The sequence below is a fragment of the Burkholderia sp. COPS genome (genome assembly GCF_019425585.1).
Lineage (GTDB): Bacteria > Pseudomonadota > Gammaproteobacteria > Burkholderiales > Burkholderiaceae > Burkholderia > Burkholderia cepacia.
In genome coordinates, this window is the sequence record NZ_WIXR01000034.1 from 94593 (window position 1) to 116441 (window position 21849).

Below are 21849 nucleotides of genomic sequence, written 5' to 3' on the forward strand. Positions count from 1 at the left end.
GAGCTGAGCTGAGCTGAGCTGAGCTGAGCTGAGCTGAGCTGAGCTGAGCCTGATCCTGATCCTGAGCCTGAGCCCGAGCCAGGCTCACCCCGACTACCGCCCCGCGCTCACCCCGCCACCATCACCGCGCGATCGCGCAGCGTCTCCGACGGCCGCTTGCCGAACAGTCGCCGGTAATCGGTCGCGAACTGGCTGAGATGCCAGAAGCCCCACGCCTCCGCAACGTCCTGCACCGAACCGGCCGCGCGGCCGCACAGGTCGCGCCGCGCTCCGTTCAGCCGCAGCGTGCGCAGGTAGGTGGCGGGCGCCATGCCGAGCACGTCCTGGAAGCAGTACTGCAGCGTGCGCCGGCTCACGTGCAACTGCTCGCACAGTTCGGGCACGCCGACCGGGCGCGTGCGGTGCGCGAGCACGTAGTCACGCGCCTGTTCGACGATCCAGCGGCGCATCGACGGCGCGCGGCCGGCATCGTCGTCGGCCGGTTGCGCGCACACGTCGAACAGCGCGGCCAGCACCTCGGCCTGCAGGTCGTCGCGCTGCGCATCGGCCAGCGGGCCGGCCATCGCCACCGCCCCGTCGAGCCGGCGGCCGAGCAGTGCGCACAGGCGCGCGAGCCGCGCATCGCCGACCTGCATCACGCGCTGCGTGAACAGCCGCTCGTCGAGCGCACGGTGCTCGACCTCCTCCGCATAACGGCGCAGCACGTCGCCGCGCACGACGATGCCGTAGATCGAGAACTGCGCGGGCGTCACCAGTTCGAATTCGACGTTGCCGGGCCGGAACGCGAGCGCGCCGGGCCCGATGCGGCACGCATCGACGCGCGCGGTGCCGTCGCTCACGAGCGGGATGCCGAACCAGTACGCGTCGCCGCGCACCTCGCACGCCTGGCGCAGCAGGTGGCTCGTCGATTCCCGAAACAGTTTCATCGTGTCGAGCGGCAGCTCGGTCAGCGTGCCGACGAAACGGCCGGCCGCGAGCTGGTCGTAGGTCTGCCGCCAGCCGATCAGGTTGCGCGCCTGCTCGTCGGCGTCATGCGCGACGCTGACGACCGCCTGCCCGGCCAGCGCGTCGTCGCCCTGCGCGTTGCGCCGCGTGTCTTCGGCTGTCGGTTCTTCGCTACACGCCACGTGTTGGTCCATCGTGTCCTCCCTCACCTGCCCGGAACCGCGTCTGTCACGCAAGTCCCGTGCCGAACCGCGCGGTTCGGCGAACGGCCCGTCATTCCACGTTGTCCGGCCGTTGCGCGCCATCCGGGCGCACCCGAAGGCGGCGTGCCGCGCACGCCGCCGGTGCGATCCGCGCGACGACCGCGCATCTCGACCGCCGCCGGCCGCCGAATCCCGGCTACCCGGCCGGCTTCAGCCGCACGACCCGCGTGCCGCAATTGCCATACGCCTGCGCGACCGCCAGCTCGACGATCGCGCTTCCGGCCGGCCAGGGCGCCGCGTCCGCTTCGGGCAAATCGGCACGCAGCGTCGCGCGACCGTTGATCCGGTAGCGGATGCCGCGCACGAAGTCGACGAACAGCAACCCGACGCCGCTGCCGTCGCATGCCGCCGCATCGATCCGGCCACCGTCGCCGGGGGCGGCAGGCAACGCGAACCGCAGCGTCTTCGTGTCGATCACGCGGACGACCGGCAGCAGATCGCCGTTCGCGTCGCGCATGCCCGGCACGATGTCGCAGGTCACGGATGCGCGCGAGCCGCCCGCAGTGGCGATGAACATGAACGGTTGAGATTCGACGAACTGCCGCACGCCGATGCTCACGCGTGTCGTCACCACGTCGCTCATCCGCTCGGCTTCGTCGGCCACGCCGAAGCGGTGCTGCGCGTCGAGTTCGCCCGCATGGAACACGGGGTGACGCGGAAAGGATCGGGGCAGTTCAGCCATGCTGGTTTTCGTTACACGCATCGGCGCGCCGTGCCGCAGCGACGACACGACGGCCGGTATCGTTTCCGGCGCCGGCCGCGACGATGCTCGGCCGACACCGGGGGTCGGATGTCGAAGTCGAAACTGGCGAAGCGCCGGGTGACCGGATGGGACGACGGCCAGCAGCCGATAGCAGGTAGCCGATAGCCGCCGCATCGCACCCGCATGCGCAACGCCCGACGGACGGGCAAACGTCACCCGGCCATCGAAGGTTGAACGCAGCCCGCGCGCCACGCGCCCCGCCAACGAACCCCGGCGATCGTCCCGGCCGGCGCTGCCCTGCCGGCCGGCCGATCCCGGCGCTCCGCCACTGCGTCGACGCCCCGGTCAGAAGAACCCGAGCGCCTCCGCCTGGTAGCTGACCAGCAGGCACTTCGTCTGCTGATAGTTCGACAGCGCCATCTTGTGCGTCTCGCGGCCGATCCCCGACTGCTTGTAGCCGCCGAACGCCGCGTGCGCGGGGTACAGGTGGTAGCAGTTGGTCCACACGCGGCCGGCCTCGACCTCGCGGCCCATCCGGTACGCCCGCGTGCCGTTGCGCGTCCACACACCCGCGCCGAGCCCGTAGAACGTGTCGTTCGCGAGTTCGATCGCTTCCTGCTCGTCCTTGAACGTCATCACCGACGCGACCGGCCCGAAGATCTCTTCCTGGAACACGCGCATCTTGTTGTTGCCGAGCAGCATCGTCGGCTTCACGTAGTAGCCCGTGTCGAGGCCGGCAGCCGGCGCCGTGCGTTCGCCGCCCGTCAGGCATTGCGCGCCTTCGCCGCGGCCGATGTCGATGTACGACAGGATCTTGTCGAGCTGCTGCTGCGACGCCTGCGCGCCGATCATCGTCTGCAGGTCGAGCGGGTGGCCGGCCTTGATGCGCTCGACGCGCGCGACCGCCTTCTCGATGAACTTCTCGTAGATCGATTCCTGGATCAGGATCCGCGACGGGCACGTGCACACTTCACCCTGGTTCAGCGCGAACATCGCGAGCCCTTCGAGCGCCTTGTCGAGGAACGCGTCGTCCTGGTCGAGCACGTCGGCGAAGAAGATGTTCGGGCTCTTGCCGCCCAGTTCGACCGTCGACGGGATCAGGCTGTCGGCCGCCGCGCGCAGGATGTGCTTGCCGACCGGCGTCGAGCCCGTGAACGCGATCTTCGCGATCCGCTTGCTGGTCGCGAGCGCTTCGCCCGCTTCCTTGCCGAAGCCGTTCACGATGTTGATCGTGCCGGCCGGGAACAGGTCGCCGATCAGCTCCAGCAGCACGAGCACCGACGCGGGCGTCTGCTCGGCCGGCTTCATCACGACGCAGCAGCCGGCCGCGAGCGCCGGCGCGAGCTTCCATGCGGCCATCAGCAGCGGGAAGTTCCACGGGATGATCTGGCCGACGACACCGAGCGGCTCGTGGAAGTGGTACGCGACGGTGTTGTCGTCGATCTCGGAGATGCCGCCTTCCTGCGCGCGGATGCAGCCCGCGAAGTAGCGGAAGTGGTCGATCGCGAGCGGCAGGTCGGCCGCCATCGTCTCGCGCAGCGGCTTGCCGTTGTCGATCGTCTCGGCCACGGCCAGCAGCTTCAGGTTCTTTTCCATCCGGTCGGCGGCGGCGAGCAGCAGGTTCGCGCGCTCGGCCACGGACGTCTTGCCCCACTTGCGGCGCGCGGCATGCGCGGCATCGAGCGCCAGCTCGATGTCGTCGGCGCCCGAGCGCGGAATGCGGCAGAACGGCTGGCCGTTGATCGGCGACACGTTCTCGAAATACTCGCCTTTCACCGGCGGAACCCACTTGCCGCCGATGTAGTTGTCGTATTGCTGACGGTACGGGTATTCGACGTCGAGGCCCAGTTGTTTCAGGTCAAACGGGTTCATACATGTCTCCTGTTCATCGTGCTTGTGTGCGTACAGCGCCGGTTGGATCGCGCTGCGTCGGTTTACGCAACATGCGTGCCAAACGGGACGGAAGCACGGCGACCACGGCCGGCCCGCGTGCGCACCGTGCCGTGTTCACCCACGCAGCACGGCGGGTGTACCCATTCTGAACAGCGCGATTGCGCAGCAGCCGGGCCGGTGTGCGAAATTTCCACAGTGCGCGGGCGCGCGGGCAGGCGGACGCCGGCCGCGACGCGTGGCATGTCGCTTGCGTGCGCATCGTGCGTTTCCACGCAACGGCGAGTGCGCCGACCGACACCATGAACGACCGCGGCCCCCTGACCGACGACGCCATCGCGTTCATCCGCGAGCAGGCGTTCCTGATCGTCGCGACCGCCGACGAAGGCGGCAACAGCGACTGCTCGTACCGCGGCCGCCAGCCGCGCGCCGACGGCTCGTTCGAGCCGCTCGTCGACGTCCCCGACCGCCGCACGCTCGTGCTGCCCGACTTCGCGGGCAACAACCTGTTCAACACGATCGGCAACCTGCTCGTGAATCCGGCCGTCGCGCTGCTGTTCGTCGATTTCGTGCGCCAGACGACCTGGCTCGTGCAGGGCCGCGCGACGATCGACGAGGATGTGCAAGGCCGCGCTCATCTGTGGCCGGACGCGCGGCGCTATGTGGTGGTTGACGTGGAACGGGCGCAGGCGCGCGCGGATGCGGCGCTGCCGCCGCTGGTGCTGGCGTGATTCACGCGATGCGCTGGACGGATCGTCGACTCGCGACGCAAACGACGATGAAACGGCGCGGCGCTCCGGCTGCCGTGGCCGAAGCGCCCATGCATGGCGATACGCCGCTCAACGCCCGCGCGTTTCCGTGCAGGCCGCATCGATCCAGCTGCGCACCGGCGCGTCGGCATGTGCGTGCCGGCCGGCACCGTCGCCCGCTTCGGCAGCCACCCGCCGCCCGCCGAGAAACACGAACACCACCAGCGCACACAGCACGGTGACGACCGCCAGCCCGATCAGCAACCGGTCGAATGCATGCGCGTAACTCGCGAGCAGCGCCGCATGGCCGACATCCGGCAATGCAGCCGCCGCGCCCGCGAGATCGCCGGTCGCGAGCCGCGCGGCCGCACGCAGCGTCGCGTCGGGCGTGCCGGCTGCGCCCGCCGCCTGTCGCAGCCCCGTCTGCGCGAGTGCGGCCAGTACCGCGCCGACGATCGCGAGCGCGATCCCTTCGCCGGCCACGCGCGTCGTGCTGAAGATGCCCGTCGCCATCCCCGCGCGCTCCTTCGGCACGACGCTCACCGACAGCCCGTCCATCAGCCCCCACGGCATCCCGGCCCCGACGCCGATCGCGAGCATCGGCGCGATCGCCGCCGGCCCCGCGCCGCCGCGCAGCGCGACGTCCAGCCACACGAGCCCGGCCGCCGCGATCAGCAGCCCGAGCCCCGAGATCACGCCGGCAGTCAGCCAGCGCGTGAGCGTCGCCGCGACCAGCGGCACGACCAGCATCGGCGCGGAAATCGCGAGCATCAGCCAGCCGGCGTCGATCTCGCTGAAGCCGTCGATGCCGATGAAGCGCAGCGGCAGCACGACGAGCAGCACGATGTAGCAGCAGCAGGTCGACACCGGCAGCACCTGCACGCCGACGAAACGCGCGATCCGGAACAGCGACAAGTCGAGCATCGGCCGCGCGACCCGCGTCTCGATCGCGACGAACGCGCAGGCGCCGAGCGCCGCGCCGGCCAGCAGCGCGATCACGAGCGCGTTCGACCATCCGCGTCCGGGGGCTTCGATCACGCCGAACGTGAACAGCGTCAGCGCGGCTGTGAACGCGGCCGTGCCGGGCCAGTCGAGCCCCGTCGCGTGCGGGTCGCGCGACTCGTGCATGCGTGGCAGCCCGAAGCCGAGCGACAGCCCGCCGGCCACCGCGCTCGTCACGAAGATCGTGCGCCAGCCGCCGTGCCCGATCAGCGCGCCGGCCAGCACGGGCCCGAACGCGAGCCCGATGCCGAAGGTCGTGCCGAGCAGGCTGAAGGCGCGCGTGCGCGCCGCGCCGTCGAACTCCTGCGCGAGCGCGGCCGTGCCGCCCGCGAGCGCCGCGGCCGCCGCGAGCCCCTGCGCGGCGCGCAGCAGGTCGACCGCGAGCATCGACGGCGCGAACGCGAGCGCGACCGACATCAGCGTGAAGCCGCCGACACCGATCGCGAACACGCGCTTGCGGCCGAACTGGTCGGCCAGCGCGCCCGCCGCCATCAGGCAGCTGCCGAACGCGAGCATGAACGCGTTGGTGATCCAGTTCATCGCGACCGTGCCGCCGTGCAGGTCGCGGCCGATCGCGGGCGTCGCGACCGCGCCGCCCGAAAACGACAACGGCAGCGCGACGGCGGCCATGCAGACGGCGGCCAGCACCCACGCGCGCCGGCGTGCCGACTGCGTCGATGCGGCTGAAAAAGGCTGATCCATCATCGCTCCTCAAAAGGCCGGCGCGGATGCGCCGTCAGAGCGACAGACGATAAATCCGATTCAATCGAAGAAAAACCACGCGAAGTTCCGCATATACCGGACTAAAATTCCGCAATTCACTTCACAGCGCGTGTCGTCGTGCGCGCTTCGATTCAATGGAAAACCTGTCCGGCATCGTCGCGTTCGTCCGCACCGCCGAAGCGCTGAGCTTCGTCGCGGCCGGCCGCGCGCTCGGCATCTCGGCGTCGGCGGTCGGCAAGACGATCGCGAAACTCGAACAGTCGCTGGGCGTGCGCCTGTTCAACCGCACGACCCGCCGCGTCACCCTCACCGAAGAGGGGCGCCACTTCTACGAACGTTGCCAGCGGATCCTCGAGGATTTCCGCGACGCGGAAGCGACCGTGACGGCGTCGGCGCAGCGCCCGCGCGGCAGGCTGCGCGTGAGCCTGCCGGTGATCGGCTACCGGTTCCTGCTGCCGGTGCTGCCCGAGTTCCGGCAGCGCTACCCGGACGTCGAGCTCGATCTCGATTTCAACGACCGGATGGTGGATGTCGTCGAAGGCGGCTTCGATGCGGCGATCCGCAGCGGCCCGCTGTCCGATTCGAGCCTGATGTCACGGCGGCTCGGCCCGTTTGCGTTCGTGCTGTGCGCGACGCCCGCGTATCTCGCGCGGGCCGGCACGCCGCGCACGCCGCGCGATCTCGAAGCGCACGAATGCGTGCGCTACTGCTTCCCGACCACCGGCAAGCTGCAGGACTGGGCGCTCGCGGCCGCCGACGGCACGCCGGCGAAGCTGCGCACCGCACTGACCTGCAACAACATGGAAGCCCTGCGCGGCACCGTGCTCGCGGGGCTCGGCATCGGCTACATGCCCGACTTCCTCGCGCGCGACGCGCTCGAACACGGCACGCTCGTCACCGTGCTCGACGACTACCGAATCGCACCGGGGCAGTTCTCGATCGTGTGGCCGTCGAGCCGGCAGTTGTCGCCGAAACTGCGCGTGTTCGTCGATTTTCTGTGCGAGCGGCTGTTCAGGTAGCCGGGTAGCGGGCGCCTCGACAGCCGCCCCTCGTGCCGCTCATGCCGCTCGAACGGCACGCCCCCCGCGATGCGGGAGCGGCCCGCGTGCGACCGTTTTCAGTCCGCCCCGATCCGCTCCGCTTCCGCCTGCGGCAACAGCGCATCGCTGTCGTCCTTCAGCCCGACGCCCGTCAGCTGGAGCCTGCGCGCGTGCGTCATCAGGTAATGCAGCTTGTGCGCGGCCGCCGCGTACGGCAGCCCTTCGGGCCGCACGTTCGAGATGCAGTTGCGCAGCGCGTCGTGGCAGCCGACCTTCGGCGCCCACGTCAGGTACACGCCGAGGCTGTCCGGCGAGCTGAGCCCCGGCCGTTCGCCGATCAGCATCGCCACGACCTTCGCGCGCAGCAGCTCGCCGATCTCGTCGCCGAGGGCGACGCGCGCCTGCGTCGCGACCACCACCGGGCCGATCCGCCAGCCGTCCGCGTCGAGGCGCGGCCGCACCGCCTGCAGCAGCGGCAGCGCCTGCTTCGCGGCCGCGAACGCCGAGAGCCCGTCGCCGACCACGAACACGACATCGGGCGCATCGTCGAGCGCCGCGCCGTAACCGGCGAGCAGCCCGCGGCTGTCGTCCGACAGCTTGCGGCCGAGATCGGGCCGGCGCAGGTAGTGGTCGCGGTCCGGCGCGGCGCTCTGCACGCCGAGCGTCGGCAGCAGGCCGGCCGCCTCGATCTCGCGCCGCAGCGCGTCCGAGTCGAGCGGCTGGTGCACCGCGTCGCGCGCCTGCGCGTGCGACAGGTTGAAGGCCAGCAGCGGCGCGGTCGGCAGGCTGTTGCCCGCACGGCCGAGCGCGATCCGCGCGTTCGTGAACGACTTCAACTGGCCCCACGGATTCTTTTCGACGGCGTCGCTCATGCCGAAATCCCCATCCAGTCGTTCGCGCCCGCGAGCAGCGGCACGCGTGAGCTCGCGGCGCGCAATGCACCGTGCGCGTCGACGATCTCCATCGTCTCCAGCCACTCCTCGAATTCCGGCGCGCGGCGCAGGCCGAGCACCTCGCGCACGTAGAGCTGGTCGTGGAACGACGTGCTCTGGTAGTTCAGCATCACGTCGTCCGCGCCCGGAATCCCCATGATGAAGTTGATGCCGGCCGCGCCCAGCAGCGTCAGCAGCGTGTCCATGTCGTCCTGGTCGGCTTCCGCGTGGTTCGTGTAGCAGATGTCGCAGCCCATCGGCACGCCGAGCAGCTTCCCGCAGAAGTGATCCTCGAGCCCCGCGCGGATGATCTGCTTGCCGTCGTACAGGTATTCGGGCCCGATGAAGCCGACCACCGTGTTCACGAGGAACGGCTCGAACTTGCGCGCCACCGCATACGCGCGCACCTCGCAGGTCTGCTGGTCGACGCCGAAATGCGCGTTGGCCGACAACGCGCTGCCCTGGCCCGTTTCGAAGTACATGAGATTGTTGCCGACGGTGCCGCGCTTGAGCGACAGCGCGGCCTCGCGCGCCTCGCCGAGCAGCGCGAGCGAGATGCCGAAGCTCGCGTTCGCCTTCTCGGTGCCCGCGATCGACTGGAACACCAGATCGACCGGCGCGCCCTTCTCGACCGCCGCGATCGTGTTGGTCACGTGCGTGAGCACGCACGACTGCGTCGGCACGCCGTAGCGTTCGCGGAACGCGTCGATCATCGCGAGCAGCTTCACGATCGCCGCGAGGCTGTCGGTGGCCGGGTTGATGCCGATCATCGCGTCGCCGCAGCCGTACATCAGCCCGTCGAGCATCGACGCGGCGATCCCCTTCACGTCGTCGGTCGGGTGGTTCGGCTGCAGCCGCACCGACATCCGGCCCGGCAGCCCGACCGTGTTGCGAAAGCGCGTGACGACGCGGCGCTTTCTCGCCGCGGCGATCAGGTCCTGGTTGCGCATCAGCTTCGACACGGCGGCGACCATCTCGGGCGTGAGGCCCGGCGCGATCCGTTCGAGCGCCGCGCCGTCGGCGGCGGGCGACAGCAGCCAGTTGCGGAAGTCGCCGACGGTGAGATGCGAGATTTCCGCGAACGCCGCCGCATCGTGATCGTCGACGATCAGGCGCGTGACCTCGTCGTCTTCATACGGGATCACCGCCTCGTTCAGGAACGCCTTCAGCGGCACGCCCGCGAGCGCGATCTTCGCGGCCACGCGCTCCTCCTCGCTCGCCGCCGCGACACCGGCGAGCTGGTCGCCGGAACGCAGCGGGCTCGCCTTCGCGAGCAGCGTCTTCAGGTCCGCGAAACGGTACGTGCGCGGGCCGATCGTCTCCGTATAGGACATCGTGCGAGTCTCCTTGCCTTGCCAAAAGCCGACGGCGCGCCCGTTCGACGGGGCGCGCCGGATGCCGTCAGGAACGGCCGTTCACCTTCACCTGCTCACTCCTCCACCAGCGCGTCGCCCGGCGCGCCCTCGCGCTGCGAACGCGTCGCGAGGAAGTACGCGTAGCCGACCGCGAGGAAGCCGACGAACACCAGCGCGACCAGCCCGTTGAAATACACCATCGTAGCGAGGCAGACGAGCGCCGCGAGGATCGCGAAGGCCGGGAAGATCGGGTACAGCGGCGCGCGGAACGGCCGCGCCATGTTCGGCTGCGTGCGGCGCAGCTTGAACAGCGACGCCATGCTCACGATATACATCACGATCGCGCCGAATACCGACATCGTCACGATATTCGCGGTCAGCGTCTGCCCGCCGAACTGGATCAGCTCGTCGCTGTAGATCGCCGCGATGCCGACCACGCCACCCGCGAGAATCGCGCGGTGCGGGGTCTTGAAGCGCGGATGCACCTTGCCGAGCCACTCCGGCAGGTAACCTTCGCGGGCCAGCGCGAAGATCTGGCGCGAATAACCGAGGATGATCCCGTGGAACGACGCGACGAGGCCGAACAGCCCGAGCCACACGAGCATGTGCATCCAGCCGCTGTTCGCGCCGACGATGTACTTCATCGCCTGCGGCAGCGGGTCGTTGATGTTCGCGAGCTTGGTCCAGTCGCCCGCGCCGCCGGCGAACACCATCACGCCGATCGCGAGTGCCACGAGGGTCAGGATCCCGGCCACGTACGCGATCGGGATCGAGCGCTTCGGGTTCTTCGCCTCTTCGGCGGCCATCGCGACGCCTTCGATCGCGAGGAAGAACCAGATCGCGAACGGAATCGCCGCGAACATCCCGTGGAACGCGCCCATGCTGAAATGATCGGCGCCCGACCAGCCGCCCTTCATGAAGTTGCTCCACGCGAAGCCCGGCGACACGACGCCCATGAACACCAGCAGCTCGAAGATCGCGAGCAGCGTGACGACGAGCTCGAAGGTCGCGGCGATCTGCACGCCGACGATGTTCAGCGCCATGAACACGAGATACGCGCCCATCGCCGCATGCTTGGGCTCGAGCCCCGGAAACTGCACGTGCAGGTACGCGCCGATCGCGAGCGCGATCGCGGGCGGCGCAAACACGAATTCGACGAGCGTCGCCGCGCCGGCGAGATAACCGCCGGTCGGGCCGAACGCGCGGCGCGCATACGCGAACGGGCCGCCCGCGTGCGGGATCGACGTCGTCAGCTCGGTGAAACTGAAAATGAAGGTCGTGTACATCGCCGCGACGAACAGCGCGGTGACGACGAAACCCAGCGTGCCGGCGCTCGCCCAGCCGTAACTCCAGCCGAAGTATTCGCCGGAGATCACGAGGCCGACCGCGATGCCCCACAGTTGCCAGGTCCCGAGCGTCTGCTGCAGCGCGGGCTGGCCGGACGACTTGGCGCCGGCTGCGGGCCGGCCATTCGACTCTGCTTTCATCGGACTCTCTCCTCAAATGCGCCGGGCCTGGCGGCCTGCGCGACTGAGAATCGATGCTAGAGAGTCATTAAACGACGTGTTATCGAAATTCGGCAAAGATCGCGGCTGACATTTCGCTGACGGAAACGCCTGTTCCGGGCTTGGGTGGCCTCCCGCTGCGCGAAAGGCACCGATGCCGGGCCCGCCCCGCTGCGACCGCCGCCGCCGGCCGCACGCAGCGGCCGGACGGACGATCGACGCGAAAGACTTATTGCCCGCCGCCGCGCTGGTTGAACCAGCGGTCGAGTAGCTTGCCGGCCGCTTCGCGGCCGCCGAGGCCGAACGACAGCGCCACCGCCACCGCGATCGCGCCGAGCACGAGGCCGAACGCGAGCTGCACGATCTCGTTCGCGATGCCCATTGCGCGCAGCCCCATCGCGAACACGAGGCCGAGGATCGCGAATTGCGCGATGCGCGCGAACAGCACGCTGTGCTCGCGGTCGGCCTGCTCGATCACGCGGCGCGCGAGGCTGGCGAGCCACACGCCGATCACGAGGATCACGCCGCCCATCAGCACGTGGCCGCCGAATTCGATGAACAGCGTGACGACGTCGCGCACCTGCGAGAAGCCGAGCCGGTTCGCCGCTTCGACCGACGCGAACAGCATCGCGAAGAACACGATCAGCCGCGCCACCAGCACCGAGGGCTGCAGCATCCCCGAGAACACGCGTTCGACGCCGAGCACGGCCGGGAGCCCGTCGGCGCCCGCGGCTTCCAGCAGCTTCTGCGCGAGCGACGCGACGAAGCGCGCGAAGTAGAACGTCACCAGCACGATCACGATCGCCGCGACGATGTCCGGCACCGCGCCGAGGAACTGGTTCAGCATGTTGGTGGCCGGCACCGAGATCGCGTCGATCTTCAGCGCGTCGAGCGCGGAGATCAGCGTCGGCACGAACACGAACACGTAGACGACCGTGCCGATCAGGCTCGACACGCGCACGGGCGTCGGGCTGTCGAGACGCTGCGTGAGTCGGTCGGCACCGGCGGCGACGAGCAGGTTCGTCACGAGACCGCGCAGCACGCGCGCGACGATCCAGCCGACGATGCCGATCACCGCGGCCGCGAACAGGTTCGGCACGATCGCGAGCAGCTTGTCGACCATCCCCTGCACGGGCGTCAGCAGCCCCGACAGCGCGAACGACGCGAGGATCGCCGGCAGGAACATCAGGATCACGAGCCAGAACAGCACGTCGCCGAGATAACCGCTCATCGGCTGCAAGCCGGCGCCTTCGGACAATTTGTCGTCGATCTTGCTCGCCTTCAGCGCGCGGTTCGCGAGGCTGCGCAGCAACGACGCGATGAGCCACGCGATCAGCGTCAGCGCCGCGCCGCCGATCAGGTTCGGCAGGTAGTTGACGATGTGGGTGACGAGCAGCGAGAACGGGTTGGAGACCGCATACAGGTTGAGCACGTTGAAGATGCCCACCGCGGTGACCAGCAGCACGAGCCAGAACAGGCCGCCGGCGATGATGCGCTCGACGCATGCGCCCTGGCCGGTACTTTCGCTGATCCGCTGGTCGACCTTCAGCGCGCCGAGCAGACGCATCGCGCCGGCACGCACCACGACGGCGATCAGCCAGCCGATCACCAGGATGCCGATCGCGCCGGCAATCTTTGGCAGATACCCCCCTAGCGTGGTCTGCAGCGACGTGATGAAGCTGGAAGCATCCATTTCTTCTTCTCCCGAAAACGTGGTGTTGCGATTGGACATCGACGAACTACCTGCGTACTTCGAAAAGCGTGCTGCCCCGACGGAGCAACTTACCCGAGAAAAATGACGCGATCACCCGATTTCACCGTCTTTAACTTTAGTCATAGATCGCAGAGGGGCAAGACCCCATTTCGTCAAAATGAAAAAGGGCCTGACGGGTCGGCGCGCCTGCGTATTTCCGCAAGATTTATCAATTCGCACCGTGCTACCGTGGCGTCGGTTCCTGCCGGATACGCCGATGACCGTCGAAACGAAACCCGACCAGCCTGCCTGGGCCCGCTACGCGGCAAGCGTGGCGCGCGTCCACGAATACATCCGCGCGCACCTCGACGGCCCGCTCGACCTGAACCGGCTCGCCGAAGTCGCGTGCCTGTCGCCGTATCACTGGCAGCGCGTCTATCGCGCGCTGTACGGCGAATCGATCGTGCTGACGGTGCGGCGGATGCGGATCGTGCGCGCATCCGAGGATCTCGTGTGCACGGCGCGTCCGATCGACGAGATCGCGCGGCGCGCGGGCTACGGTTCGACGCACGCGTTCGCGCGGGCGTTTCGCGACGCATACGGTGTGCCGCCCGCGCAGCACCGGCGCACGGGCAGCCACCGGCCCATCTATCCACTACAGAGAGGAGAGGAAGACATGTTCAAGCATGAAGTCGAAATCCGGCGGCTGCCGGAACTGCGTGGCTACGCGGTGGCGCACACGGGCGCGTACCTGAAGGTCGGCGACGCGTTCGGGCGGATCGGCGCCTGGGTCGGGCAGCACGGGCTGATCGGCCCGGGCGCGAAGATGATCGGCATTTTCTACGACGATCCGGACACGACGCCCGAAGCGCAGCTGCGCGCGAAGGCGTGTTTCATGCCGGCCGACGGCGCGCCGGACGTCGAGCCCGTGCCGCCGGTCGAACGCGCGACGGTCGCGGGCGGCGAATACGCGGTGCTGCTGCACACGGGGCCGTACGCGGACCTGAAGACGGCCTACCAGTGGCTCTACGGCGACTGGCTGCGTCATTCGGGCCGCGAAGCCGCCGACGCGCCGCCGTTCGAGCTGTACCTCAACACGCCGATGGATGCGGCGCCGGCCGACCTGCGTACCGAGATCTACCTGCCGCTGCGCTAATCGAAGGGTGCGTCGTGGAGCCGTGTATCTGGACGGACCGCGACGATATTGCCGGCGCGAACCCGCCCGGGACGATATCGGGCAGGCTGGTGCGCTGGCCGTCGAACGAAGCGCGCCGGCCTGTGCTCATGCGCAGCCGGCAAGAACGCGCGGACAGCTTCAAGCCGCCTGCGTCCCGCAGCCGGGACAGAACCGCGCGTCGGCCGCCAGCGCCGCATGGCAGCGGCTGCAGGCCTTGCCGCGTTGCGCCGCGCCGCACTGCGCGCAGAAGCGCGCATCGGCCCCATTGAGCGCGCCGCATCCGGCGCACGCGAGCTGGCTCAGCGGCACGTTGCCGCCCTGGCCGCCTCGCCCGCCACTGGTGTCGGCCGGCGCCTGCCAGCCCCAGCCGTGGCGATCGCGGCCGCGCGCATCGTGGCCGCCGTGTGCGTCCCGGCGCTGCCCGCCGTGATGCCCGCCTCCGCCGCCGTGGCCGCCATTGCCATGGCCACCGCCGTGGCCGCCCAGGATTCGCTTCAGAAAGCTCATCGCCCGCTCCTCAACGCTTGGCCTGCGCGCCGCCGAACGCCCCGGAGGACGACAGCAGCCGCAAGCCGTTGGCCACGACGATCAGGCTGGCGCCCGCGTCGGCAAAGACCGCCATCCACATCGTGCCGAGCCCCGCGACCGTGAGGCCGAGGAACACGACCTTCACGCCGAGCGCGAAGCCGATGTTCTGCACCAGGACGCGATGCGTCGCGCGCGACAGCCGCACGAACGCGGGAATCTTGCGCAGGTCGTCGTCCATCAGCGCGACGTCGGCCGTCTCGATCGCCGTGTCGGTGCCCATCGCCCCCATCGCGAAGCCGATGTCGGCACGTGCGAGCGCCGGTGCGTCGTTGATCCCGTCACCGACCATCCCGACCGCGCCCGCGCCGCCGGCCGACAGCTCCTCGACCGCCGCGAGCTTGTCTTCCGGCAACTGGTTGCCGCGCGCGTCGTCGATGCCGGCCTGCTTCGCGATCGCCTGCGCGGTATGCGGGTTGTCGCCCGTCAGCATCGCGGTGCGGATGCCGAGCGCGTGCAGATCGGCGATCGCTTCACGGCTCGTGTCCTTGATCGTGTCGGCCACCGCGAAGATGCCGAGCACGCGCGCTTCGTCGACCAGCACCACGACGCTCTTGCCCTGCCGCTCGAGCGCATCGAGCTTCGCTTCGAGCGCCGTCGAGCAGCGCTCGAGCTCCTCGACGAGCCGGTGGTTGCCGAGCCAGTAGCGCGTGCCGTCGATCGTGCCGCGCACTCCGCGCCCGACGATCGCTTCGAAGTCCTGCACATCGGCGAATGCCGTCGTGCCGGCGTCACGGGCCGCGGCGGCGATCGCCTGCGACACCGGGTGATCGGAGCGGGCCGCGAGGCTCGCACCGAGGTGCCGCACCCGCACCGCATCGGCATCGGTCGCATGCAGGTCGAAGTCGGTCTGCACCGGCTTGCCGTGCGTGATCGTGCCGGTCTTGTCGAGCGCGAGCCAGGCGAGCTTGCGCCCTTCTTCCAGATAGACGCCGCCCTTCACGAGAATCCCGCGTCGCGCCGCGGCCGCGAGCCCCGACACGATCGTCACCGGCGTCGAGATCACCAGCGCGCACGGGCAAGCGATCACGAGCAGCACCAGCGCACGGTAGATCCAGTCGTGCCACGCACCGCCCATGACGAGCGGCGGCACCACCGCCACCAGCAGCGCGACCGCGAACACGATCGGCGTGTAGACACGCGCGAACTGGTCGACGAAGCGCTGCGTCGGCGCCTTCGCGCCCTGCGCCTCCTCGACCGCGTGGATGATCCGCGCGAGCGTCGAGTTGGCCGCCACCGCCGTCACGCGGTATTCGAACGAACCCGATTCGTTGATCGTGCCCGCGTACACGGCGTCGCCGGTCGCCTTTTCGACGGGCAGGCTCTCGCCGGTGATCGGCGCCTGGTTCACCGTCGAGCGGCCGGCGACGACCTCGCCGTCCAGCCCGATCCGCTCGCCCGGCTTCACGCGCACGACCGCGCCGAGCGCCACCTGCGCGGCCTCGATCGTGCGCCACGAGCCATCGGCGTCCTGCACGGTCGCGGTGTCCGGCGCGAGCTGCATCAGGCCCTGGATCGCATTGCGCGCGCGGTCGAGCGACTTCGCCTCGATCAGCTCGGCAATCGTGAACAGCACCATCACCATCGCGGCTTCGGGCCACTGGCCGATCGCCATCGCCCCCGTCACCGCGATGCTCATCAGCGCGTTGATGTTCAGGTTGCCGTTGCGGATCGCGATCCAGCCCTTCTTGTACGTGGTGAGCCCGCACGCGAGTACCGCGGCGAGCGCGAGCGCGGCCGCGAGCCACACCGGCAGCCCGGCCCACGTCGCGCCCTCGGATGCGATCGCGGCGACGCCGGCCAGCGCCAGCGGCCACCACGGCTTCGCGGGCGGCGGCGCGGCGGGCGCTGCCGGTGCGTCGGCCGACGCGGCTTCCGGCGTCATGCCGAGCGAGCGGATCGCGCTTTCGATCGCCGGCTGCGCGCCGGGCACGTGCTCGACGCTCAACATCCGCTGCATCAGGTTGAATTCGAGCGCCGAGACCTGCTGCATCCCGCCGAGCTTCTTGCGGATCAGCGTTTCCTCGGTCGGGCAGTCCATCTGCATGATCCGGAACGCGGAGCGCACGTGGCCCGACGCGGTCGCCTGCGCGACCGGCAGCGGCGCGAGCGTCAGCGCGGCAGGCGCGCAGCAGTTGCCGGCCGCGTGGTCGTGGTCGTGGTCGTGGTCGTGGTCGTGACCGGCATGGTCGTGCTTGCCGTGGTCGTGAGAGCACGCGTCGCCGTGTACATGGCCGTTGCCTTCCGCATGATCGTGGCCATGACCCGAATGGTCGTGCGCGCCGTGGTCATGCGTGCACGCCGCGCCGTGCCGATGCGCGTCGCCGTGATCGCCGTGATCGCCGTGATCATGGTCGTGGCCGTGCGCGCGCTCGCCGGCCGCAGGCACCGCGTCGACGACGGTCGCCGTCTGCGTGTCGCGCGAATCGGCGCAGCACGCATCGGCGCCGCCGGCATGACGGTGTCGTGGGTCGTGGGTACGCTGGGCATCGGTCATGACAACCTCCTCAATGGCTTTCAATGGCTTGACGGAGTAGAGTTAACACCCTGAAGCCACTACAAGGTCAACCCTTGCACGGGAGAAAGACATGAAGATCGGCGAACTGGCCAAGGCGGCCCGCTGCACACCCGAGACGATCCGTTTCTACGAGAAAGAGGGGCTGATGCCGGATGCGGAGCGCACCGACTCGAACTACCGCAACTACACCGACGTGCATGTCGAACGGCTGCGCTTCATCCGCAACTGCCGCGCACTCGACATGGCCCACGACGAAATCCGCGCGCTGCTGCAGCTCACCGACACGCCGGCCGATCCCTGCGATTCGATCAATGCGCTGCTCGACGAGCACATCGGCCACGTCGATGCGCGCCTCGCGGAACTCACGCATCTGCGCGACCAGCTCACCGAATTGCGCCGGCAATGCGTCGGCGAGCATTCGGTCGAGGACTGCGGCATCGTGCACGGTCTCGCGACGATGGAAACCGTCGCACCGGCCGCGAAGCGCTCGCACCTCGGCTGAAACCCTTGTCGAATATGATAGTTTCGCCGAGAATAGTTATATTCTTACTAGATATACGATAACTATTCATGTCCGCTAGTCGCCCGTCCCCGCTCGCGCTGGCCGTCCTCGCGACGCTCACCGAAACGCCGATGCATCCGTACGGGATGCTGCAGCAACTGAAGGCCCGCGGGTACGACGAAGTCGTCAACGTTCGGCAGCGCACGAGCCTCTACCAGACGATCGACCGGCTGCTGCGCGACGGCCTGATCGCCGTTCACGACACCGAGCGCGATGGCGCGTTTCCCGAGCGCACGCTGTATGCGCTGACCGAGGCCGGGCATACGGCCGGGCAGGCGTGGCTGCATGCGCTGCTCGCGGAGCCCGCGCGCGAATTCCCGGCGTTCGGCGCCGGCCTCGCATTCCTGCCGCTGCTCGACGCCGAAGATGCCCGCCACCAGCTCGAGCTTCGGATCGCCCGGCTCGACGCCGAGCGCGAGCGCCTCGAAACGCTGCGCAACGCCGCGCAGGCCGACCAGGTGCCGCGCCTGTTCCTGCTGCAGAACGAACATGCGCTCGTGCTGCTCAATGCCGAGCTCGGATGGGCGCGCAGCGTCGTCGAACACCTGAAGATCGGCGCGCTGCGCTGGGTGGACGGCTGACGAATCACGCAGGCGTGCGCCTGGCAGCGGCAGGCAACGCCGCCGTCAAAGCACCTTGCCGGGATTCAGGATGCCGCCCGGATCGAGCGCGGCCTTCAGGCGTCGCATCAGCCCGATTTCCGCGTCGCTGCGCGTGTGCGCGAGATAGGGCCGCTTGAGCACGCCGATCCCGTGCTCGGCCGACACCGAGCCGCCCATGTCCCGCACCACCGCGTACACGCAGTGATCGAGCGCATCGGCGTCCGCATCGCTCATCCCGGCCAGCGACACGCCGATATGCACGTTGCCGTCGCCGACGTGCCCGAAGAACAGGCACACGGCATCCGGCCATTGCATGCGCAGCGCCGCTTCGCAGCGTTCGGCGAACACGCCGAGTTCGCCGGTCGGCAAACTCACGTCGAAATTGACCAGATGCGGCAGCGCGTCGATCGCGAGGCCTTCGCGCAGCGTCCACAAGTCCCGCGCCTGCCGCTCCGACGTCGCGAGCACCGCATCCTCCACGAGCCCGGCCTCGATTCCCGCCGCGAGGCCGGTTTCCAGCGCCTGGTGCGCATCGCCGCCCGGTGCGCTCGTCGCGCATTCGATCAGCACCGCGAAGCCGTCGTCGCCGACAAACGGCGCCGAGACGCCCGGCGTGTGGCGCGCAACGTAATCGTAGAACGCCGGCCACATCGCCTCGAAACTGACGACCTCCGGCAGCGTGCGCACGCGATGCCACAGCGCGATGACCGCGTCGTAGTCGCGCACGCGGCAGAGCGCCGTGGCCGGCGCGGCGAGCAACGGATGCAGCCGCAGCACCGCACGCGTGACGACGCCGAGCGTCCCCTCGCTGCCGATGAACAGCTGCTTCAGGTCGTAGCCCGCGTTGTTCTTCAGCATCCGGTTCATCGACGACACGACCGTGCCGTCCGCGAGCACGGCCTCGAGCCCGAGCACCTGCTCGCGCATCATCCCGTAACGGATCGCGCGCGTGCCGCCCGCGTTGGTCGCGAGCATCCCGCCGATCTGGCACGAGCCGCGTGCGCCGAGATCGACACCGAACGTGAAACCCGCCGCTTCCGCGGCTTCCTGCACCGTCTGCAGCGGCGTCCCGGCGCGCACGGTCATCGTGCCGGCCGCCGCGTCGAGCGCGTCGACGCCCGTGAAGCGTTCCATCGACAGCACGACCTCGCCGCCGAGCGCGACCGCGCCGCGCGCGAGCCCCGTCAGGCCCCCCTGCGGCACGACCGCCTGGCCGAGCCGCGCGCACAGCGCGAGCGTGCGCGACACGTCGTCGACACAGCGCGGGCGCACCAGCGCGCGCGGCCGCGCGCCGGCCGGCTCGTTGTAGGCGGTGAAATAACGCGGATCGATGTCGGCCGCGCGCGTGACGAGCGCATCGCCCAGTTCGGCGACGAGCACGGCTTCGAGCGCGTCACCCGACAGCGGCGTGCCCGCCGGTTCGCCGCCCGCGGCGGTCGTGTTCCGGTTCTGCATCGCGCAGCCCCGCTTACTTCGCCGAAATGTCGATATCGCCGAAATACTTCAGGCCGAGCGACTTCACCGTGCCGTCCGCCTTCAGCTTGTCGATCGCCGCATCGAGTTTCGCCTTCAGCGCGCTGTCGCCCTTGCGCAGCCCGAAGGCGATGCCGCTGCCGAGGATCCGGTCGTCGTGCACGGGCTGGCCGACGAACGAAAAACCGTTGCCGTCCGGACGCGACAGGAAGCCGCGCTGGCCGGACGGCGCGAGCACGAGCGTCGCGTCGAGACGGCCCGCGACCAGATCCGCATACGCCTGGTTCTGGTCCTGGTACGCGACGACCGCGACGCCGGCCGGCTCCCAGTGCGCCTTCGCGAAGGTTTCCTGGATCGACGCCTGCAGCACGCCGACCCGCTTGCCCTTCAGCGATTCCGGCGTCGGCAGCAGGCCGCTGCCGGTGCGCGCGATCAGCTGGGTCGGCACGCGATAGATGATCGTCGTGAAGTCGATCGCCTGGCGCCGCTGCTCGGTCGCATTCATCGCCGAGTTGATCGCGTCGAACTTGCGGCCCTTCAGCGCGGGAATCAGGCCGTCGAACGACGTCTCGACCCATTTGCACGACAGCTTCGCCGTCTGGCAGACGGCGTTGCCGACGTCGATGTCGAAGCCCTGCAGGTCGCCGTTCGGCGCTTTCGATTCGAACGGCGGGTATTGCGCCTCGAGGCCGAAGCGCAGCGTCTGCGCATCGGCGAGCGCCGCGCCGGAACCGATGGCGCACGCGAGTGCGAACGCGAGTTTCAGGGTGGCCGTGTGCTTCATCGTGATCTCCTGTGTCTGGTCGATGCGACGTACCCGTCGCCGGATGCCCGTGGCCGGATGCCGTACGGGGGGTTACAGCGAACGCAGCCGCCGCGCGCCTTCGACCAGCGTCGCGTCGTCCTTCGAAAAGCTGAGCCGGATCACGCCGGCGTCGGTGCCGTCGGTGTAGAACGCCGACAGCGGAATCGTCGCGACGCGCGCGTCGCGGATCAGGCGCAGCACGAAATCGCTGTCGCTTTCGTCCGAGAAGTGCCGGAAACGCGCGAGCATGAAGAACGAGCCCTCGCTCGGCAGCAGCTCGAAACGCGAATCGGCCAGCTCGCGCGCGAGCAGGTCGCGCTTGGCCTCGTAGAACGCCGACAGGCCGAGATAGCTGTCCGGCCGCGCGAGGATCTCCGCGAACGCGAACTGCATCGGCGTATCGGCCGAGAACACCATGAACTGGTGCACCTTGCGGATCTCGTCCATCAGTTCGGCCGGCGCGAGGCAATGGCCGACCCGCCAGCCCGTTACGTGGAACGACTTGCCGAACGACGACACGATCACGCTGCGCTCGGCCAGCTCGCGGTGGCGCGCGACGCTCTGGTGCTGCGCGCCGTCGAACACGACGTGCTCGTAGACCTCGTCGGACAGCACGACGATGCCCGTGTCGCGCGTGAGCTGCGCGAGCCGCTCGAGATCGTCGGCCGAGAACACGGTCGCGGTCGGGTTGTGCGGCGTGTTGACGATGATCATCCGCGTGCGCGGCGTGATCGCGGCCGCCACTTCATCCCAGTTCACGCGGAAGTGCTCCGGCGACAGCTTGATCGCGACAGGCGTCGCGCCCTGCAGCCGCACGATCGGCGCATAGCTGTCGAACGACGGCTCGAAGTAGATCACCTCGTCGCCCGGGTGCACGAGCGCGCTGATCGCCGCGTACAGCCCCTCGCTCGCACTCGCGATCACCGTGATCTCGGTGGCCGGGTCGTAGCGCGCGCCGTACAGCGCCTCGGTCTTTTCCGCGAGCCGCTCGCGCAGCGCCATCACGCCGGCCATCGGTGCGTACTGGTTGTGCCCGTCGCGCATCGCGCGCGCGACGCCTTCGACGAGCGCCGGATCGGGCGCGAAATTCGGCGCCCCCTGCGACAGGTTCAGCGCATCGTGCCGGGCGGCCAGCTGGCCGATCACCGTGAAGATCGTCGTCCCGACGTCGGGCAGTTTCGAACGGGGCGCGGTGGCGCTTCGCATGACTCCTCCTTCTGATGTCCTTCGGGCGGCCCCGCGCGACGCGCGCGGCCTGCATCTGCCGCATGATTTAGCCCGAGCCAATATCGGCGGACAAACGAAAGTTCGTCATGGCGGCCATGCA

General features: G+C 69.2%; 18 protein-coding genes. 5 read left to right on the plus strand and 13 right to left on the minus strand.

Annotated features, from left to right (window positions below; translation table 11 throughout):
• Positions 1-107: 107 nt before the first annotated feature.
• The 3 genes from FOZ70_RS26105 to FOZ70_RS26115 form a co-directional block, all read right to left on the minus strand.
• The gene (locus FOZ70_RS26105; RefSeq protein ID WP_042978041.1) at positions 108-1139 is read right to left on the minus strand and encodes a helix-turn-helix domain-containing protein; all 1032 of its coding nucleotides are present in this window, start codon (positions 1137-1139) and stop codon (positions 108-110) included.
• Positions 1140-1344: 205 nt separating this feature from the next.
• The gene (locus FOZ70_RS26110) at positions 1345-1890 is read right to left on the minus strand and encodes a hypothetical protein (protein WP_059863971.1); all 546 of its coding nucleotides are present in this window, start codon (positions 1888-1890) and stop codon (positions 1345-1347) included.
• 366 nt (positions 1891-2256) lie between these two features.
• Complete coding sequence (locus FOZ70_RS26115) at positions 2257-3783, minus strand: aldehyde dehydrogenase family protein (protein WP_027788684.1); 1527 nt, start codon at positions 3781-3783, stop codon at positions 2257-2259.
• 320 nt (positions 3784-4103) lie between these two features.
• Between FOZ70_RS26115 and FOZ70_RS26120 the strand changes: the two genes are divergently transcribed.
• The gene (locus FOZ70_RS26120; protein WP_226194039.1) at positions 4104-4532 is read left to right on the plus strand and encodes a pyridoxamine 5'-phosphate oxidase family protein; all 429 of its coding nucleotides are present in this window, start codon (positions 4104-4106) and stop codon (positions 4530-4532) included.
• Positions 4533-4640: 108 nt separating this feature from the next.
• On the opposite strand, the gene FOZ70_RS26125 is transcribed toward FOZ70_RS26120, so the two are convergent.
• A complete protein-coding gene (locus FOZ70_RS26125) occupies positions 4641-6254 on the minus strand; it encodes an MFS transporter (RefSeq protein WP_219707174.1) in 1614 nt (537 codons plus the stop codon).
• Positions 6255-6409: 155 nt separating this feature from the next.
• Here FOZ70_RS26125 and FOZ70_RS26130 point away from each other — a divergent pair, with 155 nt between their 5' ends.
• Entirely contained in the window at positions 6410-7294 is an 885-nt protein-coding gene (locus FOZ70_RS26130) for a LysR family transcriptional regulator (RefSeq protein WP_021164099.1), read from the plus strand.
• A gap of 98 nt (positions 7295-7392) precedes the next feature.
• Here FOZ70_RS26130 and eutC read toward each other — a convergent pair whose 3' ends face one another.
• From eutC to FOZ70_RS26150, 4 genes are all read right to left on the minus strand, one after another.
• Entirely contained in the window at positions 7393-8187 is a 795-nt protein-coding gene (eutC, locus tag FOZ70_RS26135; RefSeq protein ID WP_021164100.1) for an ethanolamine ammonia-lyase subunit EutC, read from the minus strand.
• Complete coding sequence (locus FOZ70_RS26140; protein WP_219707175.1) at positions 8184-9581, minus strand: ethanolamine ammonia-lyase subunit EutB; 1398 nt, start codon at positions 9579-9581, stop codon at positions 8184-8186. Before FOZ70_RS26140 ends, eutC begins: the two co-directional genes overlap by 4 nt.
• A 95-nt stretch (positions 9582-9676) precedes the next feature.
• Positions 9677-11089 (minus strand): ethanolamine permease, encoded by a 1413-nt coding sequence (gene eat / locus FOZ70_RS26145; protein WP_048026174.1) that lies wholly within the window; start codon positions 11087-11089, stop codon positions 9677-9679.
• A gap of 247 nt (positions 11090-11336) precedes the next feature.
• Complete coding sequence (locus FOZ70_RS26150) at positions 11337-12800, minus strand: mechanosensitive ion channel (protein ID WP_048026172.1); 1464 nt, start codon at positions 12798-12800, stop codon at positions 11337-11339.
• Positions 12801-13077: 277 nt separating this feature from the next.
• On the opposite strand from FOZ70_RS26150, the gene FOZ70_RS26155 reads away from it, so the two are divergent.
• On the plus strand, positions 13078-13956 hold the full coding sequence (locus tag FOZ70_RS26155) for an AraC family transcriptional regulator (protein ID WP_021164104.1): 879 nt from the start codon (positions 13078-13080) through the stop codon (positions 13954-13956).
• A 159-nt stretch (positions 13957-14115) separates the two neighbouring features.
• On the opposite strand, the gene FOZ70_RS26160 is transcribed toward FOZ70_RS26155, so the two are convergent.
• Both FOZ70_RS26160 and FOZ70_RS26165 read right to left on the minus strand, forming a co-directional pair.
• Positions 14116-14484 carry a zinc ribbon domain-containing protein gene (locus FOZ70_RS26160; protein ID WP_059649986.1) on the minus strand — a complete coding sequence of 123 codons (369 nt, stop codon included), beginning with the start codon at positions 14482-14484 and terminating at the stop codon, positions 14116-14118.
• A 10-nt stretch (positions 14485-14494) separates the two neighbouring features.
• Positions 14495-17059, minus strand: coding sequence for a heavy metal translocating P-type ATPase (locus FOZ70_RS26165; protein WP_219707176.1), 2565 nt, complete (start codon positions 17057-17059; stop codon positions 14495-14497).
• Between the two features lie 91 nt (positions 17060-17150).
• Between FOZ70_RS26165 and cadR the strand changes: the two genes are divergently transcribed.
• Positions 17151-17582 (plus strand): Cd(II)/Pb(II)-responsive transcriptional regulator, encoded by a 432-nt coding sequence (gene cadR, locus FOZ70_RS26170; RefSeq protein ID WP_014895515.1) that lies wholly within the window; start codon positions 17151-17153, stop codon positions 17580-17582.
• A gap of 68 nt (positions 17583-17650) precedes the next feature.
• Positions 17651-18223, plus strand: coding sequence for a PadR family transcriptional regulator (locus FOZ70_RS26175; RefSeq protein ID WP_021164267.1), 573 nt, complete (start codon positions 17651-17653; stop codon positions 18221-18223).
• Positions 18224-18268: 45 nt separating this feature from the next.
• Here the strand turns inward: FOZ70_RS26175 and FOZ70_RS26180 are convergent, their stop codons facing one another.
• The 3 genes from FOZ70_RS26180 to FOZ70_RS26190 form a co-directional block, all read right to left on the minus strand.
• Positions 18269-19699 (minus strand): FAD-binding oxidoreductase, encoded by a 1431-nt coding sequence (locus tag FOZ70_RS26180; RefSeq protein WP_219707177.1) that lies wholly within the window; start codon positions 19697-19699, stop codon positions 18269-18271.
• Between the two features lie 13 nt (positions 19700-19712).
• Positions 19713-20501: an ABC transporter substrate-binding protein gene (locus FOZ70_RS26185; protein WP_048026164.1), complete on the minus strand. Its 789-nt coding sequence runs from the start codon at positions 20499-20501 to the stop codon at positions 19713-19715.
• Positions 20502-20573: 72 nt separating this feature from the next.
• The gene (locus tag FOZ70_RS26190; RefSeq protein ID WP_021164078.1) at positions 20574-21728 is read right to left on the minus strand and encodes a pyridoxal phosphate-dependent aminotransferase; all 1155 of its coding nucleotides are present in this window, start codon (positions 21726-21728) and stop codon (positions 20574-20576) included.
• Between the last annotated feature and the right edge of the window lie 121 nt (positions 21729-21849).

What these genes read in the sequence shown, in the direction of transcription:
- FOZ70_RS26120 (WP_226194039.1), top strand. Translation starts at nt 4,104, where the DNA reads ATGAACGACCGCGGCCCCCTGACCGACGACGCCATCGCGTTCATCCGC.
- FOZ70_RS26115 (WP_027788684.1), bottom strand. Translation starts at nt 3,783, where the DNA reads ATGAACCCGTTTGACCTGAAACAACTGGGCCTCGACGTCGAATACCCG.
- FOZ70_RS26150 (WP_048026172.1), bottom strand. Translation starts at nt 12,800, where the DNA reads ATGGATGCTTCCAGCTTCATCACGTCGCTGCAGACCACGCTAGGGGGG.
- FOZ70_RS26110 (WP_059863971.1), bottom strand. Translation starts at nt 1,890, where the DNA reads ATGGCTGAACTGCCCCGATCCTTTCCGCGTCACCCCGTGTTCCATGCG.
- FOZ70_RS26165 (WP_219707176.1), bottom strand. Translation starts at nt 17,059, where the DNA reads ATGACCGATGCCCAGCGTACCCACGACCCACGACACCGTCATGCCGGC.
- FOZ70_RS26175 (WP_021164267.1), top strand. Translation starts at nt 17,651, where the DNA reads ATGTCCGCTAGTCGCCCGTCCCCGCTCGCGCTGGCCGTCCTCGCGACG.
- FOZ70_RS26185 (WP_048026164.1), bottom strand. Translation starts at nt 20,501, where the DNA reads ATGAAGCACACGGCCACCCTGAAACTCGCGTTCGCACTCGCGTGCGCC.
- FOZ70_RS26130 (WP_021164099.1), top strand. Translation starts at nt 6,410, where the DNA reads ATGGAAAACCTGTCCGGCATCGTCGCGTTCGTCCGCACCGCCGAAGCG.
- FOZ70_RS26105 (WP_042978041.1), bottom strand. Translation starts at nt 1,139, where the DNA reads ATGGACCAACACGTGGCGTGTAGCGAAGAACCGACAGCCGAAGACACG.
- cadR (WP_014895515.1), top strand. Translation starts at nt 17,151, where the DNA reads ATGAAGATCGGCGAACTGGCCAAGGCGGCCCGCTGCACACCCGAGACG.
- FOZ70_RS26140 (WP_219707175.1), bottom strand. Translation starts at nt 9,581, where the DNA reads ATGTCCTATACGGAGACGATCGGCCCGCGCACGTACCGTTTCGCGGAC.
- FOZ70_RS26125 (WP_219707174.1), bottom strand. Translation starts at nt 6,254, where the DNA reads ATGGATCAGCCTTTTTCAGCCGCATCGACGCAGTCGGCACGCCGGCGC.
- eutC (WP_021164100.1), bottom strand. Translation starts at nt 8,187, where the DNA reads ATGAGCGACGCCGTCGAAAAGAATCCGTGGGGCCAGTTGAAGTCGTTC.
- FOZ70_RS26160 (WP_059649986.1), bottom strand. Translation starts at nt 14,484, where the DNA reads ATGAGCTTTCTGAAGCGAATCCTGGGCGGCCACGGCGGTGGCCATGGC.
- FOZ70_RS26190 (WP_021164078.1), bottom strand. Translation starts at nt 21,728, where the DNA reads ATGCGAAGCGCCACCGCGCCCCGTTCGAAACTGCCCGACGTCGGGACG.
- FOZ70_RS26180 (WP_219707177.1), bottom strand. Translation starts at nt 19,699, where the DNA reads ATGCAGAACCGGAACACGACCGCCGCGGGCGGCGAACCGGCGGGCACG.
- FOZ70_RS26155 (WP_021164104.1), top strand. Translation starts at nt 13,078, where the DNA reads ATGACCGTCGAAACGAAACCCGACCAGCCTGCCTGGGCCCGCTACGCG.
- eat (WP_048026174.1), bottom strand. Translation starts at nt 11,089, where the DNA reads ATGAAAGCAGAGTCGAATGGCCGGCCCGCAGCCGGCGCCAAGTCGTCC.